We start from the raw sequence: 12,713 nt of genomic DNA, 5'->3' as shown, positions 1-12,713 counted from the left end.
TCCTTCGGGGGTGTGGGTGGGCCGGTCGCGCCGAGGCGGCCGCCGGGGCCGGGGGAGCGGCCTGGTGGCGGCCGCCGCGGCGACCGCGTCCCGGCGCCGTCGCGGAGCCGGGAGAGGGCCAGGGCCGCCGGGGCCGGGCCGGGCCCCGGCGGCCGGTCGGGGAGGCAGCCCCGGGCAGCCGCGGGACCCGGCCCCCGGTCGTCAGCCGATGATCTTGTCGATCTTGTCCGTCGCCGCCGACCAGGCGTCGGCCGGCTTGGTGCCGCGCTGCTCCATGTTGTTGATCTGCTTGGAGATCGCGTCCTTGATGTCGGCGTCCTTCGCGCCGATCACGGCCACCGGGATGGACGCCGCCTCCTGCGCGTAGATCTTGCCGATCGGGGCGTTGTTGAAGTACGGGAGCTTCCCGTTCTGCACGTCAGGCAGGCTGTAGGCGCCCTTGTTGGACGGGAAGAGGCCGGCCGCCTTGAACACCGCGGCCTGCTGCGCCGGCGAGGTCAGCCACTTGACGAGCGCCGCGGCCTCCTTCGTGTGCTTGCCGGCCTTCGGCACCGCGAGGAACGAGCCTCCCCAGTTCGCGGCCGTGGTGCCGGGCGCCTTGGCGATGTCCCACTTGCCCTTGTAGCTCGGGCCCGCGTACGTGGCGATCTGCGCGGCCATCCACGCCGGGCACACCACCGTCGCCATGGTGCCCTTGCGCAGGGCCGTCTGCCACGCGGGGTCGAACTGCGGCAGCCCCTGCGTGAGCTTCTCCTTCGCGGCCTTCGCCGCCAGGTTCCAGCCCTTCTTCACGCTGGGGCTGCTCTTGTAGACCGGCTTGCCGTCCTTGTCGTAGTACTGCTTCGTGCTTGAGCTGACGACGGCGTTGTACATGGCGCTCGCCGAGTCCATGAAGTACGTGCCGCTGGGCGCGTTCTTCTTGTACTTCTCGCCCAGCTTGAGGTAGTCGTCCCAGCCGCCGGCGACGAGCTTCGCGACCTGGTCGCGGTCCGTGGGCAGGCCGGCCTTCTGGAACAGCTCGCGGTTGTAGCACAGCGACATCGGGCCGATGTCCGTGCCCGCGCCGATGACCTGTCCGCCGTCCGTCGTGGCCTGTGCCTCCTTCCACGACACCCAGTCGGACGGGTTGATGGTCTTGCTGAGGTCGACGAAGGAGTCCGCCTTCGTGCTGACGACCTCCTTGATGCGCCCGACCTCGATGCCCGTGACGTCGCCGAGACCGCTGCCCGAGTTCAGCTCCTGAAGCAGCTTCGGGTAGTAGTCGGCCTCGTTCGCGGTGACGTTCTCCTTCACCGTGATGTTCGGGTGGAGCTTGTGGTACTTGGCGAACAGGCCGGCCTCCTTGTAGCCGAACTGCCCGTAGTCCGCGACGGTGAGCGTGATCTGCCCGTTCGCCGAGTCGGAGCTCGAGTCCCCGCTGCCGTTGTCGCTGCTGCAACCCGTCAGCAGCAGCGCGGAGGCGGTGAGGACCGAGGTCGCGACGACCACGGCGCTCCTTCTGCCTCGGCGGCTGCTGACGGTGCGGGTGATGCGCATTCCACTACTCCTTGTTCCGGGGAGGAGGACTTGTCCGGGGTGACCCCGGCGGAGGCCGGCACGGGGCCGGCGGCGGGCCGGCGCGTGGCGAACCGGCGTACGGTGACTGGGAGCGCTCCCAATCCGGTGCTGCTCGAAGACTCACGCCAAAAGGGGCGCAGTGTCAATACTTGAAGTCGCTTCCGTTGCCGGAGCGTGTCCTTACGAGCGGGGTGGTACCCGCACGTACGTGGTGGACCATGTCCGGGAGGCATCGGCCACAATGGGGCGGCCCCGTCCGCGCGAGGCTCACGCAGAGCCCGGCGCCGAGCTGGAAGGTGAACGATGAGTCGAGTCGCGAAGAGCCCGGCGTCCAGGGGTTCAACACGCCCGACCCTGGAGGCCGTCGCGGCGCGCGCCGGGGTCGGCAGAGGCACCGTGTCCCGCGTGGTCAACGGTTCGCAGGGGGTGAGCGCCAAGGCGCGCGCGGCGGTGCAGAAGGCGATCGCCGAGCTGGGGTACGTGCCGAACAGGGCGGCGCGCACTCTCGTCACAAGTCGAACGGACTCGGTGGCGCTGGTGATACCCGAGGCCGAGACGCGCCTCGTCGCGGAACCGTACTTCTCGGACACCATCCGGGGCGTGACGGCCGGCCTCGCCGACACGGACATGCAGCTCCTGCTGATCCTCGTGCGGACCGCGAAGGAGCGCGAACGCCTGGCCACCTACCTCTCGGCGCAGCGGGTGGACGGCGTGCTGCTCGTCTCCGTGCACCGTGACGACCCGCTGCCGAACCTGCTGGAGACGATCGACATGCCGGCGGTGCTCGGCGGCAGGCGCTCCGACCGCGAGCCGCTGAGCTACGTCCACGCGGACAACGAGTCGGGTGCGCGTGCCGCAGTCGAGCACCTGCTCGGCCGCGGCCGGCGGGCGATCGCCACGATCACGGGGCCCCTGGACATGGAGGCCGCGCGTGCCCGCCTCGACGGCCACAGGAAGGCGCTGGGCGCCGAGCCGCCCGACACCTCGCTCGTCGCGCAGGCGGACTTCACGGAGGAGGGCGGCATCCGCGCCATGCGGGCGCTGCTGGAGCGCAGGCCGGACGTGGACGCGGTGTTCGCGGCGTCCGACGTGATGGCGGCCGGGGCGATGCAGGTGCTGCGCGAGGCGGGCCGGCGGGTGCCGGAGGACGTCGCGGTCGTCGGCTTCGACGACTCGATCGTGGCCCGCCACACGGACCCGCCGATGACGAGCGTGCGCCAGCCCATCGAGGAGATGGGCCGCACGATGACCCGGATGCTGCTCGACGAGATCGCCGACCCTGGCCTGCCGCACCGCCACGTGGCGCTGGCGACGGAGCTGGTGGTACGCGAGTCCTCCTGACGCGGGCGGGCCGCCGGCGTCAGGAGCGGGCCTGCGCGCCCGTGGCGCCCGTCGCGGACACCGTCGCCAAGGCGCCTGCCCAGTGGAGCAGTTGCTCGTCCGCACCCTGCCGTGCCACGCACTGAAGCCCGAGCGGGAGGCCGCACGGCGCGGCTCCAGCGGGCACGGTCAGCGACGGCAGGCCCGCGTGGCTCCAGGGCAGGCACATCACGGAACTCCCCGTGGTGGCGAGGGAGCGCGGCGCGGGTCCCGTGGCCGACGGAGCGATCCACACGTCGACGCCGGCGGCGTCCATGGCGAGCGCCAGTCGCGCGCGGAACTCCGCCCGTTCGCCGCGGGCACGCTCGTACGCGTCGCGGGTCACGGCGCGGCCCTCCTCGATGGCCTTCGCGGTCTCCGGCCGGTACAACCGGCCGTAGCGGGCGTACCACTCGGCGTGTGTACGCGCCACTTCGTAGCGGTTCATCGTGAACAGCTGTGCCACCACGCGCTCGAAGTCCGCCATCACCGGCACGTCGAGCACCACGTAGCCCGACTCCCGCAGCCGCTGGACGTGTTGGCCGAACGCGGCCAGCGCGTCCGCGTCCGCACGCTCCAGGTAGGGGCCCCGGGGGATCCCCAGCACGGGCACGCGCGCCGGTGGCGGCCCGTCCTGCCAGCCGTCGCACAGGACGGCCGCCGCCCGCTCCACGCCCGCCACGTCCGGTGCGAAGACGCCGACCGTGTCGAAGCTGGGAGCGTTCGCGATCACACCGTCGACCGGGATCCTCCCGAACGTCGGCTTGAAACCGGCCACTCCGCAGTACGCCGCGGGCCGGATCACCGAGCCCACGGTCTGCGTGCCCACGGCGAGCGGAACCATGCCGGCCGCCACCGCGGCGGCCGACCGCCTGGCACAGCCATCTCCGGCGTTGTCGTCAGTCGCCGACGCTCCGCGTCGACTCCCTCCTCCGCCTTGGATCTGACAGCACCAGCCCCCTCGACCTGATCCCACACTGGGTAAGACAACAGCTTCTCAGCCTGTCGACGAGCGCGGCCTGCCTGCCCGCGAGCGCCTCGGGCGGCAGCGCCGACCCCGCCCGCGTGTCGAGTCCATCGACCCGCACGATGTCCTTCACGCCCACCGGCACACCGTGCAGCGAAGGCCGCACCGGCGAGCCGGGGGAGCGGTCACCGGAGCGCGCATCGAGCTCCCCGGCCTCACGCGCCAGGCGTCCGCGCCGGTCCGGTTCGGCGACGAACGCCTCGATCCCGGGATCCAGCCGCTCGATCGCCTCCGCCGTCTGTCGTGCCACTGCCGCCACATCCACGCGCCGAGCCTCCAGACCGTCGGTCGATGGGCGCCATGCTGCCACGGACGCGTGGTGGATCTCAGGCGGCGCCCGCGGGTCCTGAACCTTCGAGGAAGCCGAGCAGCACGACCGCCTCCCCGCGCAGCTCCGCCACCCGGGCCGCGTGCTCGGGCGCCGCCAACTCGTCAGCCGCGCTGAGCCGTTCGGCGGCCTCGGCCCTGAGGATCTCGACCATGTCGTCATCGCCGAGCTCGCGCCGCGGCGCCTCGGCCGCGCCCGCGCCGATCGGCGCCCCCTCGATCGCCCCCGCTCGCGGCGCCCCGTCCAGCGGGACGGCCCCGGCGTTGTCCAGGGCGGCGAGCGCCGACCTGATGGCACGCACCGCCACCTTGTCGCGGGCGCGCATCGCCTCGGGCAGGGCCTGGCGCAGCTGTACGTCGAGAGACATGGTGAGGACCGTACGTACCCGCGCGCGCGGCGCACAACGGGTTATCGCGGGGGCGCGGCGGCCGCGGGCGACGGCCCGTACCCAAGGCGGCCGCGCGTGACGGCCAGCAGGATCAGGGCGGCCGCGACAGAGGCGACGAGCAGGGCGTGCGTCGTGGCCGTCGGAGCCAGCTGCGGGAACATCCCCGACCAGGCGATGGAGAGGTAGTTGTTCACCCCGGTGTGCAGCAGCATGGCGATCGGCAGGCTCTCGCCGCTGCGGTTGAACACCCACGTCATCACGAAACTGAACGCGACGGTGGTGACCACGAACACCACCGGCTGCCGCCAGGTGACGTCCGGCCAACCGCCCCACTCGGTGAGGAACAGCGGGAGGTGCCAGATCCCCCACAGCGGGCCGACGATCAGCGTTGCGGTCAGCGGTCCGTGGCGGCGCTGCAGGCGGGGCATCGCGAAGTCGCGCCAACCGGGCTCCTCGGCAAGGCCGGTGGTGACCATCTGCAGCAGCAGGCCCGGCACGTACGCCGCCAGCACCGCGGCGCTCGGCAGTACAGGGCCCGCGCCGCCCAGCGCGACGGAGGCGACGGTGAGGGCCGCGGGCGCCGCGACGATCACTCCGGCGTACCAGCGCCAGCCGACCCGCCACTTCGCCAGCCGGCCCGTCCAGACCCGGAGCCCGCGGCGCCCGTCGGTGACGGCGGTGACCGCGAACGCCGACAGGATCGGGCCGAGGTAGGCCCCGGGCAGCACACCGAGCAACTGCGTGGTGCCCAGCGCGGACGGGAAGGCGAAGTGCGCGATGCCCAGGCCGTTCTCGGACAGCACGTACGGCGTCCACGCGAGCCAGCTCAGGGCGAACGCCATGACGAAGAACGAGGTCAGCGGGGCGCGGGCGATGCGCCCTCGCAGCCCTGCGCGGGGGCGGGTGACCGCGGCGGTGCCCGCCGGTCCTGTGCTGCCCGGCGGCCGTGTGCGGAGCGGTTGTGACGGTGCGTTGGCGGGGATTCGGCTGCCCACTGGATGCGTCCCTTCGGCAGTGGCTGACGCGACGCGTCCAGCACACCAGCCGGAGACCGTCCGGGGCATTGCCGCACACTCCCCGAACACCGGTACAGCAGGCTGTACCGGCCCGGAGGCCACACCCGTGGCTCACACCCGCCGGTTCGCGTTCTCCAGGTAGTGCAGGACCGCGGCCACGCGCCGGTCGACACGGTCGGTGGGAGACAGGTCGAGCTTGGCGAAGATGCTGCGGATGTGCTTGTGCACCGCACCGTCGGTCACGACGAGGCGCTCGGCGATGGTGCTGTTGCCGAGCCCTTCGGCCATCAGCGCGAGCACCTCGCGCTCGCGCGGGCTGAGGCGTTCAAGACGGGTGTCGTGGTGCGAGCGCGTGAAGAACTGGGCGACCACCTCGGGGTCGATGGCGGTGCCGCCCTCCCGCACGCGCCACAGCGCCCGCAGGAACTCCTCGACGCGCCCCACCCGCTCCTTGAGCAGGTAGCCGAGGCCCCCGACGCCCCCGGTCAGCAGTTCGGTGGCGAAGGTCTGCTCCACGTACGCGGACAGGACGAGGACGCCGAGCCCGGGCTGCCGGCGGCGCGCCTCGACGGCGGCGCGCACGCCCTCGTCGGTGTGCGTGGGCGGCATGCGGACGTCGAGGATCGCGACGTCCGGCTCGTGTTCCGCGATGGCGGCCAGCGCGTCCTGCGGGTTGTCCGTGGTGGCCACCACGTCGAGTGACTCGGCGCGCAGCAGCAGGGCGAGGCCCTCGCGCAGCAGCGGGTCGTCCTCGGCGATCACGATCCGCATGGGAGGTCCACCTCAAGGATTGTGGGGCCGCCCGGCGGGCTGGCCACGTCGAGCGTACCGTCAAGTGCCGCGACCCGGCGGCGGATACCGGTGAGTCCCGAGCCGCCGTCCTCCAGCGCGCCGCCCCTGCCGTCGTCCTCGACACGCAGCCGCAGCCGGCCGCCGCGGCCGACCGCCGTGACGGCGCAGTGCCGGGCGCCACTGTGCTTGGCGATGTTCGTCAGCGCCTCCGCCACGACGAAGTACGCGGTCGCCTCGACGGACGCGGCGCAGCGCTGCGGCACGTCGACGTCCGTGGTGCACGGCACCGCGCAGTCCGCGGCAAGGCCCGAGAGCGCGCCGCCGAGCCCGCGGTCGGCGAGCACCGGCGGCAGGATGCCACGCGCGACGGTGCGCAGTTCGGCCAGCGCCTGCTCGGCGGCCGCCTGGGCGCGTTCGAGCAGCTCGTCCGCGGCCGCGGGGTCGCGGGCCACCTGGCGGCGCGCGGCGCCGATGAGGACGGTGACGGACACGAGCCGGTTCTGGGAGCCGTCGTGCAGCGAACGCTCGATGCGGCGCAGTTCGGTGGCGTGCGCGTCCAGGGCGGCCGCCCTGGTGGCGGTGAGCTCGGCGACGCGCAGGGACAGGTCCGTCTCCGCACCCGCGGCCAGCAGCCGGCGCCCCGGCCGTGCCTGGAGCGCCGCCATCCCCGACGCGAGCCCGAGGATGATGGCGACCCAGCCCACGCCGAGCAGCCCTGCCGCGAGGGCGTCCAGCCAGGAGTTCGCGGTGCCGATGCCGATGGACGTGCTGGTCGACCCGTGCGGGGCCAACTGCCACCACAGCGGGAACGTCAGGTCGCGTGCGGCGGCGAACGGCAGCAGCACCCCGGCGAGGCCGAGCAGCGACCCGCAGGTGGCGTGCACGACGAGCCACCCCGCCTCGCGCCGCGTCCCGGGGTCGCGTACGGCTCCGCGCAGCCCGTGCGGCGCGGGCCGCGGCGCGACGACCTCGGGGCCCCAGCGGCCCAGCCGCCTGCGCTCCCGCCGCGCCAGCGCGTGCAGCATGCGCAGCGCGAGGGGCGCCACCAGCAGCCCCACGCCCACCAGGCAGGCGACGGCGCTGACTCCGAGGACGGCCAGGGTCGCCAGCGCGAGCAGCGCCGTGCCGAAGCCGCCCGCGAGGTGCCCGAGCGCGGACAGCGAGGCGGAGACGGCTCTGGCCACGGTGCCCGGGCCTTCGGCCGGCCGGCCGCCGGACGTGGCGCGCTGCCGAGCCACCACGCGCACCTCCTCCGTCCCGGACCGGCCTTCGATCGCCCGCCCCGTTCGCCCGTGAGCGACGTCGCCGCCCAGTATCCATGGTGGCGGACCTGGTGTGCGGCGCCGGGCCGCCCAACTGCCGCCCCACCCCCCGCCGATGGTCAGCGGCCCGATGACCCGTGGTCCGCCACCTGCCGGGCCCCCGTCGGGGATTCGCGGCGGAAGCGGCCCGGTGTCACGCCCGTGGCGGCCCGGAACGCCCTGCTGAAGGCCGACTCGGAGCGGTAGCCGACGCGCGACGCGACGGAGGCGACCGTCGCGTCGTCCGTCGTGAGGAGGTCGGCGGCGGTCATCAGCCGTGCCTGGGTGACGAAGGCGCCGACGGTCATGCCGGTGCTCTGCCCGAAGCGGCGCAGGAAGGTGGCACGGGACATCGCGGTCGTGCGGCGCATCCGCTCGATCGACCAGTCGTCCCCCGGCGCCTCGAATATCCGCTCCATCAGGGAGGCGATCGTCGTGTCGCCCGCCGCCGTCCACAGCGTGGCCGTGGTGTTCGCGCCACGCGCGGTCCGCAGGACCATCGCGAGGAGCGCCGTGCACAGACCCGCCAGGATCGCGGCCGTCCCGTCGCCTTCGCGGCGTGCCTCCGAGCGCATCAGCGTGCTCAGCGTCCCAAGGACGTCGGCGCTGTCGTCCGACCGGCCGAACGAGACGTGGATCGGGTCGGGGAGGCTGTGGAACAGCAGCGAGCCGCTGCCCGCGCCGAACCCGTAGCGGCCGCAGAAGAGATCGCTGACCTCCGGGCCCCCGTGCCCGCTGCGTGCCGTCAGGAACGCCGCGCCGCTCGTCACCGTCGTCCCCTGCGGTGTGCCGTCGCCCGGTGTGACGATGCGGTGCGGCGCCCCGCTGGGGACGATAACGACGTCGCCCGGGCCCATGTCGAGCACCCGCTGTCCGATGTGCAGCCGGCACGAGCCTTCGAGCAGCACGTGGAACGGCGCCTCGCGCCCCGCGCGTGCGGGGGAGTCCATGCGGGTCGCGGGGCCGACGAGGCAGCGCATGTCGAGGCTCGCCTCGACGCGCGCCAGGCGGAGGAGGTGACTGAGCGTGTCCATCTGAGCGTGTCCCTCTGATACTTCCGGGCGGGAAAGTGATACGCAAGGCGCTATTCGTACCAATCGATCCGAGGGAAGCTCAAACTCATGGAACCCACGACCGCAGCTCTCTCGGCCGATGTGCTCGTCATCGGCTTCGGCAAGGGCGGCAAGACCGCCGCACGCGCGCTCGCCGGAGCGGGCAGGCGCGTGGTCCTTGTCGAACGGTCCGCCCACATGTACGGCGGCACCTGCCCGAACGTGGGCTGCGTTCCGTCGAAGATGCTGGTCCACTACTCGAACGCGAAGCGCATCGAGGACCAGGCGCAGGAGTACTTCGCGAAGTCCGTCGCCGGGGTACGCGCGCTGACCAGCGCTTTCCGTGCCGGCAACTTCGAGGCGGTCGATGGCATGGACACCGCGACGGTCATCACGGGCGAGGCGGCCTTCGTCGACGAGCACACCGTCGCCGTGGGAGCGGGCGACGACCGCATCACCGTCACGGCGCCGACGATCCTGATCAACACGGGCTCCGAGGCGGTCGTCCCCGCCATCCCGGGACTGGCCGGGAGCAAGCACCTGGTCAGCAGCACCGACCTGATCGAGAACGACCGGCTGCCGGCGAGCCTCGTCATCGTCGGCGGGGGCTACCAGGGGCTCGAATTCGCCGCCATCTACCGGCACTTCGGCGCCGAGGTGACCGTACTGGAAGCGGCCGACCGGCTGCTGCCCCGCGAGGACGAGGACATCGCGCTCACCGCCGCCGAGATCCTCGCGGGCGACGGCATCCGGATCGTCACCGGCGTCCGCGTCACGGGCGTCAGCGACAACGACGACACCGCGACGGTCTCGTACGAGAAGGACGGGCGGACGCTGACGGTCGACGGGCACGCGCTGCTGCCCGCCACCGGGCGGAGGCCCGTGACCGACCACCTGAACCTCCAGGCAGCCGGAGTCCGCACCACCGCGCGCGGCGCGATCGAGGTCGACGAGCGCCTGCGCACCAGCCGCCCGCACATCTTCGCCCTCGGCGACGCCAACGGCGGCGAGCAGTTCACCTACGTCTCACTCGACGACGCCCGCGTCGTGCTCGACCAGCTGCTCGGCGAGGGCAGGCTCAAGCGCAGGGTGACCGACCGGGTCGCCGTGCCGCACACGCTGTTCATCACGCCGCCGCTGGCGACCGTCGGCCTCAAGGAGACACAGGCACGCGCGGAGGGGCGCAGGATCAAGGTGTCCCGCGAGAAGGTCGCCGACATCGTCGCGATGCCCCGGCCTTACACCGTCGAGGAGACACGCGGCGTCATCAAGTTCATCGTCGACGCCGACACCGACCTCGTCCTGGGCGCCGCGCTGCTGACCATCGACGCCCAGGAGATCATCAACACCGTCGCGCTCGCGATGCGCCACGGCATCACGGCGACCCAGCTGCGCGACTCGATCTACACGCACCCGAGCTCCACCGAGGCCCTCAACGAGGTGTTCGACAAGGTCCTGCCGGAGTGAACGTTCCGTCTTCGCGAAGCCCTGTGGCGATCTGAGCCCGTCGACGACCACCGAGGCCGTCGACGGCGGTGGTCCCAACGGCGGCCGCTGGTTTAGTACGTTGGTGGGGCTTATCCATCAGCGCTGGTCAACGGCAAGGGAGAGGTGCGAGGGCATGAGTGCGGGCGACGCCGTCGGCGAGACCGGGACGGGAGGGGCCGGCCCGGCAGAGTCGCCGGCTCCCGCGTCGGACAGGATCGAGGGGGGCGTCTCGGCGGAGCGCCTGGTGCTGTTCACCGACGCGGTGACCGCGATCTCCATCACCCTGCTGATCCTGCCGCTGGTGGACCTCGTCCCGGAAGCGGCGTCGGCGCACGAGCACGCGAGTGAGGTGATCACCGGTCACCTCGACCAGTTCTGGAGCTTCCTGCTCAGCTTCGCGGTCATCGCGAACATCTGGCGGGAGCACCACAGGGCCTTCTCCTCGGTCACGAGGCTCACGCGCCCGCTGACGATGTGGAACATGGGGTGGCTGCTCTCCGTCATCGTGCTTCCCCTGCCGACGGAGATGATCGGCATCTTCGGCGCCCGAGACCGGTTCGTGGTGGCGTTCTACTACGCGATGCTCCTGGTCGGCATGGTCTGCCGGTTCGCGATGCTGAGGATCCTCAAGACCACCCCGGCACTCCTTGAGGACGGCAGCGAGGAGGCCCGCCGCAGAGCGGGGGAGCAGTACACCGAGAGCTATCTCACCGTCCTCGCCCTGGTCGTCGCGTTCGCCATCGCGATCGCCGTGCCCGCACTGCAGTACTACAGCCTGGTGCTGCTCGCCGTCCCGCCGAGGCTGGCGCGTCCCCGGCGCACCGCGCCCTGACCATGGGCCTCTTTCAGTAATGCCCGAGCGGAGTCGGCCGTTCGTCGCCGGCCATGGGATCTGAAGAACCAGCCGCCGCACTTCGATGCGGACGCGGTCGCGCTGTACGAGTCGCGGCCGGAGCCAACGATGCCGGAGCGCGAGATCCGCCGACGCCGAGCGTTCGCCGCAGCGTGGCTCACAAAGTGGAGAGGTCGAACGCGTCGGCCATCGCCTGGTACCCGGCGTCGCTCGGGTGGAGGTGGTCGCCGGAGTCGAAGAGCGGGCGGTAATAACCCGGGTTGGCGGGATCACGCAGCGCCTGATCGAAGTCGACCAGTGTGTCGAAGACGTGCTGTGTGCGGAGTTGCTGATTGATCTGCTCGCGAACCTGCTGCTGGGCCGACCGGCAGCTCTTGTGGCCTCCGCACGGGCCCAGAGTGGAGCCGACGACCCGCAGTCCCCTGGCATGCGCTCGGGAGGTGATTTGCCGCAGGCCTGCTATGACGTGGGCGGCGTCCTCGTGGGAGCGGTCGAGGATGTCGTTGATGCCCAGATCGACCAGGAGGGCGGTGGCTCCGGACTGGTCCATCGCCTGGTCGAGTCGGTGCAGCGCACTCAGGCCTTGATCGGCGAACTTCCCCTTGGCGTCGGTGAGAATGCGGTTGCCGCCGATGCCCTCGTTGAGCACGGTCAACCGGGGCGCGCCCTTGGTGTTGCGCAGCCGGTTCTGGAGGTCATCGGTCCAGCGGTGGTCGGCGTTGGGGGTCGAGGTGATGCCGGCGGTGATGGAGTCGCCGAGCGCTATCACCGAGCCGGTGGCGTCGTTGGTCCGCAGGTCCACCCCGGTCAAGTACTGCCAGACCGCGGTTTTCGCGGTGAACGCCGAGCCCTGCGAATCGGCAGTGTGGTCTCCCTCGGCCATGTATGACGTCTGCCGGGCCTTGGGATGGAACGTGACCAGCCCGGATGCCTGGGGGGAGAACGTGGTCACCAGGACGTCGCTCGAGTCCGGGACGTTCAGCCTCACCGGATCACTGACGACCGAGCCGCCGGACGGGATGACGACGGAGGCCTTGCCGGCGAACACCAGCTTCCGCATGGTGCTGTTGGCAGCGGTGGGGCCACCGGCAGTGCCACTGCCGGCTGCCAGGGCGATGGTTGCGTGGCCGATCTCCAGGGGCTTGTGGCCGAATTCGTTGGAGAGGTGGATGCGGGCCTGAGAGCCACCGATGCCGATGTGTGCGACGTTGCGGATGGAAGTCCGGGGACGTCCGCCGGCCGTGCCGAGCTCGCCGGAGGCGGGGGCGGTCGTCCAGGCGCCGATCCAGCGGCCGGTGGCAGTCGAGGCACTTGACGTACTCCTGCCTGCCGTGGTGCTCGCCGCACGACCTACGGTGTGTCCGCGGGTCACGACAACCGCGATGGCGATGCCGCAGGCGAGTGCCGTGACGGCGGCGATGAGGACATGACCTCGGTGCCGGACCATGGGCATTGCTCCTGGCAAGCAGGTGAGTGTCGACTTCTCCTGACGTCAATGTCACGTATCTGCTCCGGGCAAGGTTCAGTACGCCGTACGGCAGCCGTGCGGACC

The 12,713-nt window shown here is 71.9% G+C and carries 12 protein-coding genes; 3 read left to right on the top strand and 9 right to left on the bottom strand.

Features of this window, described 5'->3' with window-relative positions; translation table 11 throughout:
• Positions 1 to 201 precede the first annotated feature (201 nt).
• A complete protein-coding gene (locus IH48_RS0123950; RefSeq protein WP_030908317.1) occupies positions 202 to 1,536 on the bottom strand; it encodes an ABC transporter substrate-binding protein in 1,335 nt (444 codons plus the stop codon).
• A gap of 324 nt (positions 1,537 to 1,860) precedes the next feature.
• Between IH48_RS0123950 and IH48_RS0123945 the strand changes: the two genes are divergently transcribed.
• Positions 1,861 to 2,898, top strand: a complete 1,038-nt coding sequence (locus tag IH48_RS0123945) for a LacI family DNA-binding transcriptional regulator (protein WP_030908313.1) — start codon at positions 1,861 to 1,863, stop codon at positions 2,896 to 2,898.
• Between the two features lie 19 nt (positions 2,899 to 2,917).
• Here IH48_RS0123945 and IH48_RS0123940 read toward each other — a convergent pair whose 3' ends face one another.
• The 7 genes from IH48_RS0123940 to IH48_RS0123910 form a co-directional block, all read right to left on the bottom strand.
• Positions 2,918 to 3,760 (bottom strand): amidase family protein, encoded by an 843-nt coding sequence (locus IH48_RS0123940; protein ID WP_078850001.1) that lies wholly within the window; start codon positions 3,758 to 3,760, stop codon positions 2,918 to 2,920.
• A 55-nt stretch (positions 3,761 to 3,815) separates the two neighbouring features.
• Positions 3,816 to 4,193: an amidase family protein gene (locus IH48_RS37405; protein WP_199809993.1), complete on the bottom strand. Its 378-nt coding sequence runs from the start codon at positions 4,191 to 4,193 to the stop codon at positions 3,816 to 3,818.
• 76 nt (positions 4,194 to 4,269) lie between these two features.
• On the bottom strand, positions 4,270 to 4,638 hold the full coding sequence (locus IH48_RS0123930) for a GatB/YqeY domain-containing protein (protein WP_234434363.1): 369 nt from the start codon (positions 4,636 to 4,638) through the stop codon (positions 4,270 to 4,272).
• 41 nt (positions 4,639 to 4,679) lie between these two features.
• On the bottom strand, positions 4,680 to 5,654 hold the full coding sequence (locus tag IH48_RS0123925) for a CPBP family intramembrane glutamic endopeptidase (protein WP_234434362.1): 975 nt from the start codon (positions 5,652 to 5,654) through the stop codon (positions 4,680 to 4,682).
• A 132-nt stretch (positions 5,655 to 5,786) separates the two neighbouring features.
• Positions 5,787 to 6,446: a response regulator transcription factor gene (locus IH48_RS0123920; protein ID WP_030908298.1), complete on the bottom strand. Its 660-nt coding sequence runs from the start codon at positions 6,444 to 6,446 to the stop codon at positions 5,787 to 5,789.
• Entirely contained in the window at positions 6,434 to 7,651 is a 1,218-nt protein-coding gene (locus tag IH48_RS0123915; protein ID WP_030908295.1) for a sensor histidine kinase, read from the bottom strand. Before IH48_RS0123915 ends, IH48_RS0123920 begins: the two co-directional genes overlap by 13 nt.
• 197 nt (positions 7,652 to 7,848) lie before the next feature.
• Positions 7,849 to 8,802: an AraC family transcriptional regulator gene (locus tag IH48_RS0123910; RefSeq protein ID WP_051840460.1), complete on the bottom strand. Its 954-nt coding sequence runs from the start codon at positions 8,800 to 8,802 to the stop codon at positions 7,849 to 7,851.
• 87 nt (positions 8,803 to 8,889) lie between these two features.
• Between IH48_RS0123910 and IH48_RS0123905 the strand changes: the two genes are divergently transcribed.
• Both IH48_RS0123905 and IH48_RS0123900 read left to right on the top strand, forming a co-directional pair.
• Entirely contained in the window at positions 8,890 to 10,287 is a 1,398-nt protein-coding gene (locus IH48_RS0123905) for an FAD-dependent oxidoreductase (protein WP_030908289.1), read from the top strand.
• A 154-nt stretch (positions 10,288 to 10,441) separates the two neighbouring features.
• Positions 10,442 to 11,140, top strand: coding sequence for a TMEM175 family protein (locus IH48_RS0123900; RefSeq protein ID WP_078849980.1), 699 nt, complete (start codon positions 10,442 to 10,444; stop codon positions 11,138 to 11,140).
• A 178-nt stretch (positions 11,141 to 11,318) separates the two neighbouring features.
• Here IH48_RS0123900 and IH48_RS0123895 read toward each other — a convergent pair whose 3' ends face one another.
• Complete coding sequence (locus IH48_RS0123895; protein ID WP_030908284.1) at positions 11,319 to 12,608, bottom strand: GDSL-type esterase/lipase family protein; 1,290 nt, start codon at positions 12,606 to 12,608, stop codon at positions 11,319 to 11,321.
• Between the last annotated feature and the right edge of the window lie 105 nt (positions 12,609 to 12,713).

Origin of the sequence: Streptomyces sp. NRRL F-5126 (assembly GCF_000721265.1) — a bacterium.
Classification (GTDB): Bacteria; Actinomycetota; Actinomycetes; order Streptomycetales; family Streptomycetaceae; genus Streptomyces.
This window is presented reverse-complemented; position numbering and strand designations above follow the sequence as displayed.